We start from the raw sequence: 15,159 nt of genomic DNA, 5'->3' as shown, positions 1-15,159 counted from the left end.
CCGGTTGGACGGCGCCTCGCGCTCGCTGCGGAGACGGTCGCTCACTCGCCTCCGTCAGTTTCGGCTGTGGGGTCCACCCTCGCTGCCGGCCCCTCGTCGGGGGCGTCCTTCCACTCGCCCACGCCCGAGGGGTCCAGGTGGACGTGGGCGTCGCCGACCGATGGAAGCGACCTGAGTCGGTCCATCAGCTCGGTCTCGAGGTCGTGGGCCTCCCGGAGCGTCATCTCGCCGTCGACCTCGACGTGGACCTCGACCTCGACGTCGGTCCCGTCGTAGAAGGCCCGGAGGTCGTGGACGCCCTGGACCGCGGGGTGGTCGCGCAGGGACTCCCGAACGCGATCGTACTCCTCCGCCGGCGGGGCGGCCCCGACGAGATAGGTCACGTTCTCGCGGGCGATCTCGACCCCCTGATAGACGACGAGCAGGCTGACCAGACCGCCCGCGACCGCGTCGAGAACGGGGTAGCCGAGCAGAACGCCGAGGACGCCGGCGACGGCGGCGATCGTGGTGTAGATGTCGTTGAGACAGTCGACCGCGAGCGCGTGGAGGGCGGTCGATTCGAGGTCGTCGTTCACCCGCGTGGTGTACCAGTACAGGAGATACATGTCCGCCATCGCGAACGCGAGCGCGCCGAGCAACAGCGGGTCGAAGACGACCGCCGGCCCCTCGATCAGCGCGAGCGCGGACTCCCGAAGCAGGTTCGCGCCGAGCAGGACGATGACGGCGCCGACGAACAGCGCGGTCAGCGGCTCGATGCGCTGGTGGCCGTGCGGATGCGTTTCGTCCGGGTCGGCGTAGGCGGCCCCGCCCCAGACGAACACCACGAGGCTGGCGACGAGGTCGGCGACCGAGTGGGCGGCGTCGGCCACGAGGGCGACGCTCCCGAACGCGACCCCGGCGGTCCCCTCAACGAGGATCTTGACCGCGTTCCCGAGCACGTTCGCCCCGGCCGCGCGCTTGAACCGTCGCCCCTCGCCGACCATACCGTCACTCCGTCGGCATCCCCTATAAACCGCCGGCCTCGACGCGGGCGTCCGCTCGACCCCGTGCTACTCTCCGCGGCCGTTTCCCGTAGTCACTCCGCACGATCCAGCTGCCCGACGTCGGTCCGGCTACCCTTCGGCACGCGGGACCGGAGCTCGCCGTGGAGGTAGAGCCCGACGCCGATCGGCTCCCGGCCGCCGGCCAGCTCGTGGGCCGCAATCAGGTAGCCCCAGTCGCCGTCCCAGCGGTCGATCGGCTGGTCCTCGCCGGCGACGAACCGGGCGGCCTCCGCGGGCTCGAGCTCGATCACGTTCCGGCTCGCGTGCCGACCGAACCGGGAGACGGCCCGCGTCGTCGGCTTCCAGTGCTCCTGGCGGGTCCGCAGGAACGTCATTCCCAGCGCCTCGATCCGGCACGGGTCGGTCGCCTCCCCGCGGTAGATCCAGACCTTTCCGGCGCCCTTCTCGAGGAAGGTGTACGGCTCCAGGATCGACCGGTCGACGCCGAACCGCTCGTCCCACCACGCGAGGACCTCCTCGCGGGTCGGCCGGCCGGGAACCTCCCGATCCGCGGCGGTCTCGGGGAGCCGGTCGAAGCGCTGGCCGTCGTTGCTCGGCGGGTTCGCCTCGCTCATTCGGCGGTCACCTCCCCGATCCTCTCGGACCCGGAATCGGCGGCGGTCCCGTCGTCGGTCACGCGGAGCTTCGCACAGAAGAACCCGCCCGTGTCGTTGTGATGGGGGTAGACTCGGTGGGCCCGTCGCATCGCGTCGTCGAACGTCTCCCCGTCCCACGCGGTGATTCCGGGTTCGGTGTGAAGCGGGAGATCGAACGCCTCCAGCTCGCACGGCTCCGACTCGAGGACGTGCTGGAGGACGGCCTCGTTCTCCTCCGGGGCGAAGGTGCACGTCGAGAAGACGACGACGCCGCCCGGGCGGGTGGCCTGGACGGCGCGGGTCAGGATCCCCTTGCCGACGCCGGCGATCGCCTCGACGTGGTCGAGCGTCCACTCGTCGAGGACGTCCGGGTTCTTCCGGCAGGTGCCCTCACACGAGCAGGGGACGTCGACGAGCGCCCGGTCGAACGCGTCGAACGGGAACGGCCGCAACGAGAGGTTTCGCGCGTCCTGGTTGGTGACGGCGACGTTCGTGACCCCGAGCCGCTCGGCGTTGTGCCGCAGCGCCGAGAGCCGGCCGAGGTTGTTATCGTTCGCGACGAGGGTACCGCGGTCGTCCATGTCGGCCGCGATCTGGGTCGTCTTGCTGCCCGGCGCCGCGCAGGCGTCGAGCACGCGATCGCCCGGTTGCGCGTCGAGGGCGAGCCCGGGCAGCGTCGAGACCTCCTCCTGGCCGTGGATCCAGCCGTGAACGTACGGCCAGTTCGTTCCCGGGCTCCCCGATGGCAGCCGGAAGAGGCCGTCGTGCCAGTCGACCGGTTCGTGGTCGATCCCCTCCTCGTCGAACGCCCGACGAACGCGCTCGGGCGTGGCCGCGATCGGGTTTGTGCGGACGACCGAGGGCAGCGGCCGGTCGCAAGCCGCGAGGAACGCGTCCTCGTCGTCGACGAGCGGAAGGTACCGCTCGAGTGGGTTCATACGTCGGGTTCGCGACCGGTCGGTTTGTCGATTTCGACTCCCCGCCGCAGGCTCGACCGAGCGATCCACGCCCGCCACGTCCCGCCCCGCTGGCCGACCGATCCACGGTCGACCGCGCGTCCTTATAAGTGGCTGGCAGCCGAACCGTCGCGTATGGCTCGCATCAACGTACTCGCCGAGGACGTCGATCTGGATGCGCCGTTTCTGATCGAGGGGCTGCCGGGCGTCGGGCTCGTCGGAAAGATCGCCGCCGACCACATCGTGGAGGCGTTCGACATGGTGCACTACGCGAACGTCCACTGCGACGGGATCCCGCCGGTCGTGACCTATCCCGAGGACGACTCGCGGCTGACGACGCCCGTTCGGGTCTACGCCGACCCCGACCGGGGGCTGCTGGTCCTGCAGAGCGACGTGCCGGTCTCGCCGGCCGCGGCGACGGAGTTCGCCGACTGCGTCTCCGGGTGGTTCGCCGAGGAGGACGTCACGCCGCTGTACCTCTCCGGCCGGCCGGCGGAGAAGGGTACGGAACCGCCGGCGCTGTACGGGATCGCGACCGGCGACGGCGCCGACCACCTCGAGCGCGCCGGCATCGACGTGCCCTCCGAGATGGGGCTGGTCACCGGCCCCACCGGCGCCCTCCTCTCGCACGCGCTCGAGAACGACACGACTGCGGTCGGGCTCGTGGTCGAGTCCGATCCGCAGTTCCCCGACCCCGAGGCGTCGCGGGCATTGATCACCAACGGGCTCGCACCGATCGCGGACGTCGACATCCCGACGGACGCGCTCGTCGACCGTGCCGACGAGATCCAGCGCGCCAAAGAGCAGCTGGCGATGCGGATGCAGGACGTCGAGGAGGAGAGCACCGAGGCGCGCCCGCTGCGGATGTATCAGTAAGCCGGAGGCGGCGTCCCGTATCAGTAAGCCGGCGGGCGACTCCGGCTCCGTGACGGGGCCTCAGTCCCCGTCCTCGAGCTCGTTCAGGATCGGGCGGTACTTGAGCTGTATCTCGTCCCACTCCTCGTCGGCGTCCGAATCGGCGACGATCCCGACGCCGGCGAACAGCGTCGCCGCCCGCGGCTCGAGGACGGCCGACCGGATCCCGACCGCGAAGGTGCCGTTGCCCGCCGCGTCGATCCACCCGACCGGTGCGGCGTACCAGCCGCGGTCGAACGGCTCGGTCTCGCGGATGGTCTCGAGCGCGGCCGCCGGCGGGAGTCCGCCGACCGCCGGCGTCGGGTGCAGCGCCTCGACCAGCTCCAGCACGTGCGTGTTCGTCTCGAGCTCGGCCGTGATCGGGGTGTGGAGGTGTTGGACCTCCGCCAGCCGCTTGATCCGGCGCTCGCCCGCGGTGATGGAGGCCGCGAACGGCGCGAGCTGGTCGCGGATCGCGTCGACGACGAGGTCGTGTTCGTGTGCGTTCTTCCGGTCGGCGGCCAGCTCGGAGGCGAGCCACTCGTCCTCCGCGGGCGTCTCGCCCCGGCCGGTGGTGCCGGCCAGCGCGTCGGTCTCGACCGTCCGACCCCGCGTCGAGACGAGCCGCTCGGGGGTGGCGCCGACGAAGGCCGCGCCCGCCGGGTCGGTCTCGACGAGGAACGGGTAGCAGTTCGGGTACCGGTTCCGGAGCCGGTCGACCGTCGCGGCGCGGGGCGCGTCGGCGCGGAGGTCGGCGGCCAGCGCCTGCGCGAGGACGACCTTCTCGAGGTCGCCCGCGCGGATCCGGTCGACCGCCGCTTCGACGCCGGCCCGCCACTCCTCGCGCGTCGTGGTTCGGCGACGGGAGACGATTCCGGGGCGGTCCGGTCGCGGATCCGGGTCTCGTTCGACGTGTCCGCGTCCGGCGACCCCGAGTCCGCCGAACGTCCCGACCGCCTCGTCGAGGCGTCGTTCGACGTCGGCCGCGTCGGCGTCGGGGCCGACCGCGTTGACCGTCACCCACGTCCCGTTGTCGGCCGCGGTGACCTGTACGCGCGGGAAGACGAACCGTGCCTCGGGAAACGACTTCCACGGCGAGCCGTCGGTGGCCGCCTCGTGGAACGCGAACCCGCCGAACAGCCGGGGGCGAGCGGCCTCGGTCCCGGCGTGGACGTCCCCCGACGCGAACAGCGTCTGGGCGCTCTCGCGGATCGACGCGAACCGGTCGGGGCCGCTCGCGGTCAGGGTCGCGGCCGCGCCGCCGCCGACGACCGTCGACTCCCCGGGCGCACCCCACACGACGCGCGGCGTCTCGATCGCCTCGAAGACGGCGTGAAACTCCGGATCGGCGACCCGACGGGCGCGGCTCACGAGCCGCGGCGCGTCGGCCAGCGCGGACGGGTCCATTGATACGGGATCGGTGGGCGACGCCCTTGACCCTAACTATACCGCTCCTCGTTCCAGGGATCGGCCGTCCTCGAGTAGCCGCGTTTCTCCCAGTAGCCGCGCTCGGGTTCGGTGAGGAACTCGACGCCCGTCACCCACTTCGCGCCCTTATAAGCGTACTTGTGCGGGGTCACCACGCGAACCGGGCCGCCGTGGTCGTCGGGGAGCGGCTCGCCGTCGAGCTCGTCGGCGAACAGCACCTCCTCGCGCAGACACGCCGACAGCGGCAGGTCGGTCGTGTAGCCGTCGAGCGCGTGAAACAGGACGTGCTCGACGTCCGATCCGATCCCGGCCCGGTCCGCGATCTCGGTGAACGGGACGCCGGCGAACTCGCAGTCGAACCGGCTCCAGCCGGTCACGCAGTGGAAGTCCTGGCGCTGCCTGACGTGGGGCAGCTCCGAGAACGCCTCGAGATCGTACTCGAGTCGAGTGTCGACCGCGCCGTACACCTCGAACCGCCAGTCGGCAGGATTATAAGACGGAGTCCCGCTCTTGGAAAGCACCGGAAACCGGTCCGTCCGCCGCTGGCCCGGCGGAAGCCGGTCCTCGCCGAACTCCCGGTACAGGTCCGTGACGTCCTCGACCATACCGGGGATCGGGGACGGATCCACCTATGGATGTCGGGTCGCCGGTGATTCCGATATTTTAAATAATACTTTTTAGATATGAAACGTAAGATCGCGAATCGAGGAATTCATTTTTTCGTATTCCGAGAGTTTGGCAGTAGGTTTATATATCCCCTCGGATTACCACGGGATAGAGAATGCCGAAAGTCGAGATCACGGTCCCGGAACACCAGGAAATGCAGATCGCCCAGATGGTCGAGCAGGGCGAGTTCCTCAACCGCGAGGAGGCGATCGAGGAGCTCCTGTCGACCGGCATCAAGGCGTACAAGACCAGCGGACCGACCGACGAGGAGGAGGGCCCGGGCTTCGAGGACGAGGGGATGATGGGCCACGAGGACGAGTACGTCTTCTGATCGGGAACCGACGATCGGGCGGCGGACGATGGGGCGCTCTGCGGCACGGTTCGATCGACGAGCGTCCCGGAATTGCCGGTCTCAACCGACCGTGGGACGGATCGCCAAAAACGCTTAAAAGGCCATCGAACGTATCCATACGTATGCATAAGGACGAACTCCTCGAACTTCACGAACAGATGGTGACGATCATGGAACACTTCCGGGAACGGGAGGACGTCCGGTCGGAGCTTTTCGACCCCTACGAGGAACTCGACATCGACCCCTCACACGTCCACAAGTCCAAAAGCGAGCACAAACACGCGGTGTTCGTGCTCGGCAACGCGCTCGCGACGGCGATGAGCGAGGACGAGTTCTCGGCGGCGGGCCGCGTCGGCAAGCGGATGGAGGAGCTCGCCGAGGACGCCGAAAGCAAGATCTGATCCGACGAACGGGAACGCCTCCGTAGCGTCACCTCACGGTCGCGCTCGTCTCCCTACCTGCCCGCAGCCACGTTCATCTGCCCGCAGTCACTTCACCTGCCCGCAGCCACGTTTACCCGCCGGCAGTCACTTCACCTGCCCGCAGCCACGTTTACCCGCCGGCAGCCACTTCACCTGTCCGCAGCCATCTCGTTCCCGGGAGCATCGCTGCCGCCGGCCGTCACGTTCCGGAGCGTTCCGTCCGCGTTCGAGCAATCCTCAAGGCGCCCCGGACGAAACGGGAGGTATGAACGACACCGCGGACGTCGAGCTGACCGTCCGCGCCGCGGAGAAGCGCGACGCGGGGCGCGGAATAGCCAGACTCTCCGAGTCGACCCGCACGCGTCTCGGCGTCCTCAGCGGCGACACGGTCCGGATCGAGGGCGATCGAACGACGGTCGCGAAGGTGTGGCCGGGCGGCCACGACGTGCCCGACGGCGCGATCCGCATCGACGCCGACACCCGCGCCAACGCCGACGTCACGGTCGGCGACGCGGTCCGCGTTTCGCCGGTCGAGATCGCCGACGCCACCGCCGTGACCGTCGAGGCCCCCGCCAGCCTCGCGGACGTCGACGTCGACCGGGAGACGATCGAGCGGTCGATCGCCCGCGACCTTCGGGACCGCCCCCTGACGGCCGGGGAGTCGGTCCACATCGAGCGGCTCGGCGGGCTCCGATTCACCGTGGCCGCGACCGACCCCAAGGGAACGGTGCGACTCACCGACCGAACCGACGTCTCGGTCGTCTCCCCCCGGTCCGCCGACTCGACCGCCGACGTACCCGCCGGCAGTCCTGACGGTGACGTCCCCGCCGACGGCTCGAACGCGTCCGGACCGACGTCGGAGACGCCCAGCTCCGGTTCGAACCCGCGGGGGTCGGCCGGCTCCGGAACGGGAACGTCGGGCTCGTCCGGCGACGGAGTGGGAACGTCGGGCTCGTCCCGAAGCGGGGAAAGCCGGAGCCGAACCGGGAACACGTCGATCGGGAGCGACGACGGCATCGAACCCGGCCGGGAGGAAGCCGCGGCCCCCCGAACGGGCGCGACCTACGAGGACATCGGCGGGCTCGACGAGGAGCTCGACCTGGTGCGGGAGCTGATCGAGCTTCCGCTCTCCTCGCCGGAGCTCTTCACCCGGCTCGGCGTCGATCCGCCGAAGGGCGTCCTGCTGTACGGGCCGCCGGGAACCGGCAAGACGCTCATCGCCCGGGCGGTCGCCAACGAGGTCGACGCGACGTTCATCACGGTCGACGGCCCGGAGATCACCTCGAAGTACAAGGGGGAAAGCGAGAAGCGGCTCCGGGAGGTGTTCGATCGGGCACGGGAGAACGCCCCGGCGATCGTCTTCTTCGACGAGATCGACTCGATCGCCGGCGAGCGCGACGACGGCGGCGACCTCGAGAACCGGGTCGTCGGCCAGCTCCTCTCGCTGATGGACGGGCTCGACGCCCGCGGGGACGTGATCGTGATCGGCGCGACGAACCGCGTCGACGCGCTCGATCCGGCCCTGCGTCGCGGCGGCCGGTTCGACCGGGAGATCGAGATCGGGGTTCCCGGCGAGGCCGGCCGGCGACAGATCCTCGAGGTCCACACCCGGCGGACCCCGCTCGCCGACGACGTCGACCTCGAGGCGATCGCCGCCCGCACCCACGGTTTCGTCGGCGCCGACCTCGAGAGCCTCACCCAGGAGGCGGCGATGACGGCGCTGCGACGCGCACGCGAGGCCGGCGATCCGCTCACGGCGGTGACGGTGACGCGGTCCGATTTCGAGGACGCCCTGACCGCCGTCGAGCCGAGCGCGATGCGCGAGTACGTCGCGGAGACGCCCGAGACCACGTTCGCGGACGTCGGCGGGCTCGAGTCGGCCAAACAGTCCCTCGAGAAGGCCGTCACCTGGCCGCTCGCGTACGGCCCCCTCTTCGAGGCCGCCGCGGCCGATCCGCCAACCGGGATCCTGCTGCACGGGCCGCCGGGCACCGGCAAGACGCTGCTCGCGCGGGCGATCGCGGGCGAGAGCGGCGTCAACTTCATCCAGGTCGCCGGCCCCGAGCTGCTCGACCGGTACGTCGGCGAGTCCGAGAAGGCCGTCCGCGAGGTGTTCGAGCGCGCCCGCCAGACCGCGCCGACGATCGTCTTCTTCGACGAGATCGACGCGGTCGCGACGGCCCGCGGCGGCGGGGGCGGCGGAAGCAGCGCGAGCTCGGGTGGCGGTTCCGGCTCGGGGACGGGCGGCGCGGGCGGCAGCGCGTCCGGTGGATCCGCGGTCGGCGAACGCGTCGTCTCCCAGCTGCTCACCGAGCTCGACCGCGCCGCCGAGAACCCCTCGCTCGTGGTGATCGCGGCCACGAACCGACGGAACGCCCTCGACCCCGCGCTGTTGCGGCCGGGCCGGCTGGAGACCCACGTCGAGGTCCCCAACCCGGACCGCGAGGCCCGCGTCGCGATCCTCGAGGTCCACACGGCGGACCAGCCGCTCGCCGACGACGTCGACCTCGACGCGATCGCCGCGGAGACCGCCGGCCTCTCGGGCGCCGAGCTCGCGTCCGTCTGTCGGGAAGCCGCCCTCGCCGCGATCGAGGACGTGACCGAGACCTACGGCGAGTCGGCGGCCGACCATCCCGAGGCGGTCCGGATCACGGCCGACCACTATCGGACGGCGGTGGCGTCCGTCGTTGATTCGCGGTCCTGACGCCCCGCGTCCGAGGAGGGACGCCCCGCCGCTGCCGGTGAACGATCGTTTTTGTCGATCGACGGCCTCGATCCGATATGGTTCGGCCCGGGATCCGTGGGGCGGCTCGCCGGATCGTGACGGCGACGGTCACGGGAGCGCGCGCCGCCGGCCCGGTGGAGCTTTCGGCGATCTTTCTGGCCGTCCCGGGCGTCCTCGTCGGCGCGCACCTCCTGCCGGGCAGCGAGGCGTGGGCGTTCTCGCTCGCGAACGACGGGGTGCTGGCGAGCCGGTGGACGCTCTGGACGGCGTTCGCCTCGAGTTACGTCCATTCGGACGCCGGCCACCTCCTGCACAACGTGGCCGTCTACTGGATGGTCGTGGGCGTGGCGTACCCGCTGTCCGTTCTGGCGGGATGGCGCAACCGCTTCGTCGTCGTCACGATCGCGTGTCTCCTCGTGGTTCCGGTCGTCTCCGCGTGGGCGACCCTGGCCACGCTCGGCACGATCACCGACGTTCCCTCGGTCGGATTCTCCGACGTCAACACCGGCCTGCTCGGCTTCCTCCTCGTCGTGTGGTTCGTCGCCGCCGACCGCGTCACGGCCGGGCGGATCCCGCGCCGGCTGGCGCTCGTCGCGGCGCCGGCGTCGGTCGCCGTCGTCCTCGCAGCCCCGTCCTCGGTGTGGTACTTTCCCCGGTATCCGATCGCGGCGGCGGTCGCGACCGGGGTGAGCCTCCTGGCGGCTGCTTGGCTTCGATGGCGTGGGGTTCGGCGACCGAGCCGGACCCACACGCGACGGGCCGGCGTGAGCGATCCGGCGGGCCGCCGAATCGATCCGGCACGGGAGTTCGCCCTCGTCGTGGGCGCGAGCGTCGCCGTCTCCGGGATCGTCGGATCGATGCTACTCGTTCCGGCGGGCGCGAACGTCTGGGCGCATTTCGCCGGCTACCTCGCGGGACTGACCGCGGCGCTGCCGCTGGTCGTGCTGGATGCGTAATACGCGGCGTTCGCCGAGAACCGGCTTCCCGCTCGCCGCCCCGAACCCTTAGATGCCGGAGACGAGGTCCTCGAGGGCTGCTCGCGGATCGTCGGCCTTCGCGACCCCCGAGGCGAGCAGGACGCCCGAGGCGCCGAGGTCGGCGGCCGCGGCGACGTCCGCGCCGGTCGAAACGCCGGCGCCACAGAACAGCTCGACCGCCTCGTCGACGTCGGTCACCGCGTCGACGGCGTCCCTGACGATCCCCGGATCCGCGCTGGCGACCGAGACGTCGCCGCCGATGAGCGCCGGCGGCTCGACCGCGACCGCGTCCGGCCCCAGCGCCGCCGCGGCGCCGGCCTGGGCGGGGTCGTTCGCGCAGACGACCGTCTCGAGGTCGTTGTCGGCGGCCGCCGCGCGGGCGCCGTCGATGTCCGCGAGGGTGAGCCGCCGCTCGGAGTGGTTGATCAGGGTGCCGACCGCGCCGGCGTCGGCGACCGCCGCCGCGCGCGTCGACCCGGTGTGGGAACCGTGGTCGATCGGCGAGACGTGTTGGGCCCACGTCTCGACGCCGGTCTCGGCGACGCGCGAGAGGTCGGCCGCCTGCGGCGCGACGGCGATCCGGACGCCGGCGTCGGCGGCGACGTCGCGTGCGGCGGTCGCGACCGCGATCGGGTCACAGGGGTACGCCTTCAGGTTGACGAGGACGAACATACCCGCAGTCGGCCCCGCCCGCGCAAATAGTTTGATACTCCGGTCGCGTCGCGTCCCGGAGGCGGACCGACGAGCTGGCGTCCCGGACCGACGAGCTGGCGTCCCGGATCGAAGCCCCCTGTTCGCCGCGATCCGTATCGCCGAAAGCTACAAGCGTTCGACCGCCCTGTCGGCGCATACGCCCCGTTCCGAATGTCGCTCATCGAACTCATCGCCCGGGTGGAGGCAACCGCGGCGACCCTGACGGTCGTCAACGCGAACGCCGCCGCACGCGACGAGCTGGCGGAGACGTTCGCCGACCGCAACCTCGTGGTGACCGAGGCCACGCTCCCGGGCGCGCCCGACCGGTTCGCGGTGCTCGCGCGTGACGACGAGTTCGTCACCGCGGTCGCCGTCGACGACCTCCTGTCCCCGGCGGGGACGGCCCCGGAGGACACACCCTCGGAGGAAACGACCTCCGAGAAAACGTCCCCGAAGTTCGACCGGCGATCGTACGCCCCGGTCCTCGACGCGCTCGACGAAACGACGTTCACCTCCTACTCGAAACGGAAGATGGTGGCGGCATCGCGGGAGATCGAGGACCGCGCGTGGCGGATCGGGTCCGGGGAGCTGCACGCGGGGTTCCAGACGCTCGCGACGCTCGGGGAGACCGTCGAGACGTACAACCGGCTGGCCGAGCGAGAGGACCTGGCCGTCCACGGCTACGCCGCGCCCGAGGGCCCGGTTCCCGACGCCGACTTCGACGTGCACGTCGAGCGCGCGCCCGAGATCCGGGAGACGTGGTTCGTCGCCTACGACGGCGGCGGCCTCGAGGAGAACGCGTGTCTGCTTCTGGCCGAGGAACGGGAACCCGACCGGTTCTTCGGGTTCTGGACCTACGACCCCGGAACGGTCGCGGAGGCGATAACACACGTCTCGGAGACGTACGGCGTCACCGCGCCGGGCGGCGCGGACGGTTGACGCCGGGGCGGCCGTCGGCTAGTCCTTCCGTTTCACGACGTCGCCGAGCGTCATCGACGAGGAGTCGCCGGAGTCCCACTCCTCGTCGACGTCGGTCCCCTCGACGAGCGAGATCTCGAGCGTCCGTTCGAGCTTCCGCTGGACGTCGTCCGGCGGGAGGATGTCGCCGCGCTCGAGCTTGCGGATGAGGCTCGCCTTCTCGTTGAGCTGGTCGGCGAGCTCCTCCTGGCTGAGCCCGCGCGACTCGCGGGCCTCCCGGATGCGGTCGTCGTAGTCCGCCGCGACCTCGTCCATCTCGTCGAACATGTCGCGCCGGCGGCCGCCGCCGCCGGAGGAGCCGTCGGAGCCGGAGCCGGACCCCGACCCGGAACCGGATCCCGACCCGGACGATCGGCCGGAGCTGGAGGACGTGGAGTACTTGCTCGTGGTCGTGGAGTCCGGCTCCTGACGGACCTCCGTCCCGAAGTCCGTACAGGAATCACAGAGCTCCAGTTCGGCGCCTTCGACCTTCGTCGTCGTCAGCGAGGCCTGATCGGCGCCACACATTTCACACTGAGGCATACCTTCGGGTAACGGACCCGGTTGTATAAACCGTACGCTGCTGACGACTCGATCCATCAGCCAGGCATCGTCCGGCGTCGCCGGCCTCCGGTACGCTGATACGGACGGCGGCGAACGGACGGATATGGACGCACGCATCACGCCCGGCGACGTCGGCGGAACGGTCCGGGCACCCCCCTCGAAGAGCTACACCCATCGGGCGATCCTCGCGGCGGGCTACAGCGACGGCGCGGTCGTTCGGTCGCCGCTGGACAGCGCCGACACGCGGGCGACCGCGCGGGCAGTCGAGGCGTTCGGCGGCACGGTCGAGCGCGACCCGGACGCGGACGCCTCCGACCGGGGCACCGAGAACGCGCTCGTCGTCGACGGCTTCGCCGGCGACCCGGCCGTCCCCGACGACGTCATCGACTGCGCCAACTCGGGGACGACGACGCGACTCGTCGCCGGCGCCGCCGGGCTCGCGGACGGCGGGACCGTCCTCACCGGCGACGCGTCGCTCCGGTCGCGCCCGCAGGGGCCGCTGCTCGACGCGCTCGAGCAGCTCGGCGCGCGCGCGGACTCGACCCGCGGAAACGGGCAGGCGCCGCTCGTGGTGTTCGGCCCGATAACGGGCGGGGAGGTCGCCATCCCGGGCGACGTCTCCTCCCAGTACATCACCGCGTTGCTGCTGGCCGGGGGGGCAAGCGAGGAGGGGATCACGATCGACCTCACGACCGACCTCAAGTCCGCGCCCTACGTCGACATCACCCTCGAGGTGCTCGCCGACTTCGGCGTCGACGCCGAGCCGATCGGCAGCGAGGCGGCCGCGGGCGCGGACGGCTTCCGCGTCGCCGGCGGACAGCGATACGCCCCGGCGGATGGGGAGTACACGGTGCCGGGCGACTTCTCGTCGATCTCCTACCTCGCCGCGGCGGGCGCCGTCGCGGCGGCTCCCGGCGACGCCGTCACGATCCGCGGCGCGGTCGAGAGCGCGCAGGGCGACGCCGCGATCGTCGACGTGCTCGACCGAATGGGCGCGGACGTCGAGTGGGACCGCGGGACCGCGACCATCCGCGCCGGTCGCAGCGACCTCGACGGCGTCACGGTCGACGTCGGCGACACGCCGGACCTCCTGCCCACGATCGCGGCGCTCGGCGCGGTCGCGGACGGCGAGACGCGGATCGTGAACTGCGAGCACGTCCGGTACAAGGAGACCGACCGCGTGTCGGCGATGGCCGAGGAGCTCTCGGAGATGGGCGCAAGCGTCGCCGAGGACCAGGACGTGCTGACGATCCGCGGCGGAAAGAGCGACCTCCGGGGCGCGACCGTCGACGGCCGCGGCGACCATCGGCTCGTGATGGCCCTCTCGGTCGCGGCGCTCGCGGCCGACGGGGACACGACCGTCCGGGGCGCCGAACACGTCGACGTCTCGTTCCCGAGCTTCTTCGAGACGCTCGCGGATCTCGGCGTCGCGGTCGATCTGGAGTAGCCGCCGAAACGCCCTTCCGCGGTCGACGACTATCAACTGATATGAGCGATTCCACCGCCGATTCCGGCCCCGCGGGGGACGTCGACCCGAGCGAACTGACCGACGAGGAGTGGCGCGAACGGCTCTCGGAGGAGGAGTACCGGATCCTCCGGGAGGCCGGCACCGAGGCGCGCTTCTCCGGCGAGTACGTCGACCACGACGCCGACGGCGTCTACCGGTGTGGCGCCTGCGGGACGGTCCTGTTCGACGCCGACACGAAATACGACTCCGGCTGCGGCTGGCCGGCCTTCTACGCCGCCGAGGACGATGCGGTCACGACGCAACCCGACACGAGCCACGGGATGCGGCGGACCGAGGTCCGGTGTGCGAACTGTGACTCCCACCTCGGCCACGTCTTCGACGACGGACCGGAGCCGACCGGGAAGCGCTTTTGTATCAACTCCGTCGCGATGGAGTTCGACGACGGGTAAGGATCCTCCTCGTCCATAGATTCGAAGCGTCCTCGGCCACGTCTTCGACGACGTTCACGCGAGCCTCAGCGAGCGTGAATCAGTCGGACCGGCCGCGCCGGTCCGACGCGAGGCCGGAGCCGACGGGGAAGCGCTTTTGCATCAACTCCGTCGCGATGGAGTCGAGGACGCCGAGGAGGACGGTTCACGGGAGCGAAATCGACGGTCCCGCTACTGGTTCGCCGAGCGCTCGTCGAGCGCAACGGGGATCGACCGCGAGGCGACGTCGGCGGCGAAGGCGCCCCCGTCCGCCGCGAGCGTCTCGATCGTGTCGTAGTGGATCGGCACGACCAGCTCGGGGTCCAGCCGCTCGGCGAGGTCGGCGGCCTCGTGACGGTCCGAAACCACCCCGCCGCCGATGTTCGCGAGGAACACCGCGACGTCGAGCTCGGCGAATCCCTCGAGCGCGTCGGAATCGCCCGGCCAGAAGACGGTGGTCCCCGAAAGCGACAGCAGGTAGCCGCAGCCGAACCCCTCCGGGTGCGGGACCGTCCCGTCCGACCGCGCCCGGGGGCCGTCCGGCTCGTTGTAGGCTGACACCGACCAGACCGTCGCGCCGCCGGCGGTCACGCGGTCCGTCTCGCCGACGCGGACGACCTCGTAGTCGGCCGCGAGGTCGGCCACCGGCTCGACGTCGCGGTCGATCCGGTCCGCGTCGACGCCGTCGTAGACCACGATCGTCGCGTCCGCTGCCGCGACCGACCGGATCCCGTCGGGGTCGTAGTGGTGGTCGTGGGTGACCACGACGAGGTCGCCGTCACGCGCCCAGTAGTCGTCGAGCACCCCGTATCTGCCGGGGTCGGTGTAGGCCACGAGTCCGTCGGCCGTCTCCAGCCGCGCGGTCGCGTAGCCGAGCCACTCCACCGTCAGGTCGCCGTAACGAACCGTCATTGGCTCGCGATCTGCGATCCGCGGCCTTGAGGCTACCGT

General features: G+C 71.1%; 16 protein-coding genes. 8 read left to right on the top strand and 8 right to left on the bottom strand.

Going from position 1 to position 15,159, the window contains the following annotated elements; all coding sequences use genetic code 11:
• Window positions 1-41 precede the first annotated feature (41 nt).
• The 3 genes from BLV25_RS06735 to BLV25_RS06725 form a co-directional block, all read right to left on the bottom strand.
• Window positions 42-983, bottom strand: a complete 942-nt coding sequence (locus BLV25_RS06735) for a cation diffusion facilitator family transporter (protein WP_021073919.1) — start codon at window positions 981-983, stop codon at window positions 42-44.
• A 92-nt stretch (window positions 984-1,075) separates the two neighbouring features.
• Window positions 1,076-1,618, bottom strand: a complete 543-nt coding sequence (locus tag BLV25_RS06730) for a DUF7122 family protein (protein WP_092731639.1) — start codon at window positions 1,616-1,618, stop codon at window positions 1,076-1,078.
• Entirely contained in the window at window positions 1,615-2,577 is a 963-nt protein-coding gene (locus BLV25_RS06725) for an RsmB/NOP family class I SAM-dependent RNA methyltransferase (RefSeq protein ID WP_021073917.1), read from the bottom strand. The genes BLV25_RS06730 and BLV25_RS06725 overlap by 4 nt, the downstream gene beginning before the upstream one ends.
• Before the next feature lie 153 nt (window positions 2,578-2,730).
• Between BLV25_RS06725 and BLV25_RS06720 the strand changes: the two genes are divergently transcribed.
• Complete coding sequence (locus tag BLV25_RS06720; RefSeq protein ID WP_092731636.1) at window positions 2,731-3,471, top strand: proteasome assembly chaperone family protein; 741 nt, start codon at window positions 2,731-2,733, stop codon at window positions 3,469-3,471.
• A 60-nt stretch (window positions 3,472-3,531) separates the two neighbouring features.
• On the opposite strand, the gene BLV25_RS06715 is transcribed toward BLV25_RS06720, so the two are convergent.
• Complete coding sequence (locus BLV25_RS06715) at window positions 3,532-4,896, bottom strand: isochorismate synthase (RefSeq protein WP_092731633.1); 1,365 nt, start codon at window positions 4,894-4,896, stop codon at window positions 3,532-3,534.
• A 32-nt stretch (window positions 4,897-4,928) separates the two neighbouring features.
• On the bottom strand, window positions 4,929-5,522 hold the full coding sequence (locus tag BLV25_RS06710; protein WP_092731630.1) for a sulfite oxidase-like oxidoreductase: 594 nt from the start codon (window positions 5,520-5,522) through the stop codon (window positions 4,929-4,931).
• Window positions 5,523-5,698: 176 nt separating this feature from the next.
• Between BLV25_RS06710 and BLV25_RS06705 the strand changes: the two genes are divergently transcribed.
• The 4 genes from BLV25_RS06705 to BLV25_RS06690 all read left to right on the top strand — a co-directional run bounded on the left by BLV25_RS06705 (window position 5,699) and on the right by BLV25_RS06690 (window position 10,038).
• Window positions 5,699-5,914, top strand: a complete 216-nt coding sequence (locus tag BLV25_RS06705; protein ID WP_021073912.1) for a DUF7120 family protein — start codon at window positions 5,699-5,701, stop codon at window positions 5,912-5,914.
• A 143-nt stretch (window positions 5,915-6,057) separates the two neighbouring features.
• Window positions 6,058-6,336, top strand: coding sequence for a UPF0058 family protein (locus BLV25_RS06700; RefSeq protein ID WP_021073911.1), 279 nt, complete (start codon window positions 6,058-6,060; stop codon window positions 6,334-6,336).
• A gap of 286 nt (window positions 6,337-6,622) precedes the next feature.
• The gene (locus BLV25_RS06695; protein ID WP_092731627.1) at window positions 6,623-9,061 is read left to right on the top strand and encodes an AAA family ATPase; all 2,439 of its coding nucleotides are present in this window, start codon (window positions 6,623-6,625) and stop codon (window positions 9,059-9,061) included.
• Between the two features lie 77 nt (window positions 9,062-9,138).
• On the top strand, window positions 9,139-10,038 hold the full coding sequence (locus BLV25_RS06690) for a rhomboid family intramembrane serine protease (protein ID WP_092731624.1): 900 nt from the start codon (window positions 9,139-9,141) through the stop codon (window positions 10,036-10,038).
• Between the two features lie 48 nt (window positions 10,039-10,086).
• Here BLV25_RS06690 and tpiA read toward each other — a convergent pair whose 3' ends face one another.
• Window positions 10,087-10,731: a triose-phosphate isomerase gene (tpiA, locus tag BLV25_RS06685; RefSeq protein WP_092731621.1), complete on the bottom strand. Its 645-nt coding sequence runs from the start codon at window positions 10,729-10,731 to the stop codon at window positions 10,087-10,089.
• Between the two features lie 192 nt (window positions 10,732-10,923).
• Between tpiA and BLV25_RS06680 the strand changes: the two genes are divergently transcribed.
• Window positions 10,924-11,691 carry a DICT sensory domain-containing protein gene (locus BLV25_RS06680; protein WP_092731618.1) on the top strand — a complete coding sequence of 256 codons (768 nt, stop codon included), beginning with the start codon at window positions 10,924-10,926 and terminating at the stop codon, window positions 11,689-11,691.
• Window positions 11,692-11,709: 18 nt separating this feature from the next.
• Here BLV25_RS06680 and BLV25_RS06675 read toward each other — a convergent pair whose 3' ends face one another.
• Entirely contained in the window at window positions 11,710-12,252 is a 543-nt protein-coding gene (locus tag BLV25_RS06675) for a multiprotein bridging factor aMBF1 (RefSeq protein ID WP_039401689.1), read from the bottom strand.
• Window positions 12,253-12,376: 124 nt separating this feature from the next.
• Between BLV25_RS06675 and aroA the strand changes: the two genes are divergently transcribed.
• The gene (gene aroA / locus BLV25_RS06670) at window positions 12,377-13,720 is read left to right on the top strand and encodes a 3-phosphoshikimate 1-carboxyvinyltransferase (protein ID WP_092731615.1); all 1,344 of its coding nucleotides are present in this window, start codon (window positions 12,377-12,379) and stop codon (window positions 13,718-13,720) included.
• A 41-nt stretch (window positions 13,721-13,761) separates the two neighbouring features.
• The gene (gene msrB, locus BLV25_RS06665) at window positions 13,762-14,190 is read left to right on the top strand and encodes a peptide-methionine (R)-S-oxide reductase MsrB (RefSeq protein WP_021073904.1); all 429 of its coding nucleotides are present in this window, start codon (window positions 13,762-13,764) and stop codon (window positions 14,188-14,190) included.
• 210 nt (window positions 14,191-14,400) lie between these two features.
• Here the strand turns inward: msrB and BLV25_RS06660 are convergent, their stop codons facing one another.
• Window positions 14,401-15,120: an MBL fold metallo-hydrolase gene (locus BLV25_RS06660; protein WP_021073903.1), complete on the bottom strand. Its 720-nt coding sequence runs from the start codon at window positions 15,118-15,120 to the stop codon at window positions 14,401-14,403.
• Window positions 15,121-15,159: the final 39 nt, after the last annotated feature.

Source organism: Halopenitus persicus, from assembly GCF_900107205.1.
Classification (GTDB): Archaea; Halobacteriota; Halobacteria; order Halobacteriales; family Haloferacaceae; genus Halopenitus; species Halopenitus persicus.
The sequence above is the reverse complement of the archived record's forward strand: the minus strand, read 5'-3'. Positions and strand labels throughout refer to the sequence as shown.

Coding starts and splice junctions, on each gene's coding strand:
- BLV25_RS06690 (WP_092731624.1), top strand. CDS start 9,139: ATGGTTCGGCCCGGGATCCGTGGGGCGGCTCGCCGGATCGTGACGGCG.
- BLV25_RS06695 (WP_092731627.1), top strand. CDS start 6,623: ATGAACGACACCGCGGACGTCGAGCTGACCGTCCGCGCCGCGGAGAAG.
- BLV25_RS06720 (WP_092731636.1), top strand. CDS start 2,731: ATGGCTCGCATCAACGTACTCGCCGAGGACGTCGATCTGGATGCGCCG.
- BLV25_RS06680 (WP_092731618.1), top strand. CDS start 10,924: ATGTCGCTCATCGAACTCATCGCCCGGGTGGAGGCAACCGCGGCGACC.
- BLV25_RS06725 (WP_021073917.1), bottom strand. CDS start 2,577: ATGAACCCACTCGAGCGGTACCTTCCGCTCGTCGACGACGAGGACGCG.
- aroA (WP_092731615.1), top strand. CDS start 12,377: ATGGACGCACGCATCACGCCCGGCGACGTCGGCGGAACGGTCCGGGCA.
- BLV25_RS06660 (WP_021073903.1), bottom strand. CDS start 15,120: ATGACGGTTCGTTACGGCGACCTGACGGTGGAGTGGCTCGGCTACGCG.
- BLV25_RS06700 (WP_021073911.1), top strand. CDS start 6,058: ATGCATAAGGACGAACTCCTCGAACTTCACGAACAGATGGTGACGATC.
- BLV25_RS06675 (WP_039401689.1), bottom strand. CDS start 12,252: ATGCCTCAGTGTGAAATGTGTGGCGCCGATCAGGCCTCGCTGACGACG.
- tpiA (WP_092731621.1), bottom strand. CDS start 10,731: ATGTTCGTCCTCGTCAACCTGAAGGCGTACCCCTGTGACCCGATCGCG.
- BLV25_RS06730 (WP_092731639.1), bottom strand. CDS start 1,618: ATGAGCGAGGCGAACCCGCCGAGCAACGACGGCCAGCGCTTCGACCGG.
- msrB (WP_021073904.1), top strand. CDS start 13,762: ATGAGCGATTCCACCGCCGATTCCGGCCCCGCGGGGGACGTCGACCCG.
- BLV25_RS06715 (WP_092731633.1), bottom strand. CDS start 4,896: ATGGACCCGTCCGCGCTGGCCGACGCGCCGCGGCTCGTGAGCCGCGCC.
- BLV25_RS06735 (WP_021073919.1), bottom strand. CDS start 983: ATGGTCGGCGAGGGGCGACGGTTCAAGCGCGCGGCCGGGGCGAACGTG.
- BLV25_RS06710 (WP_092731630.1), bottom strand. CDS start 5,522: ATGGTCGAGGACGTCACGGACCTGTACCGGGAGTTCGGCGAGGACCGG.
- BLV25_RS06705 (WP_021073912.1), top strand. CDS start 5,699: ATGCCGAAAGTCGAGATCACGGTCCCGGAACACCAGGAAATGCAGATC.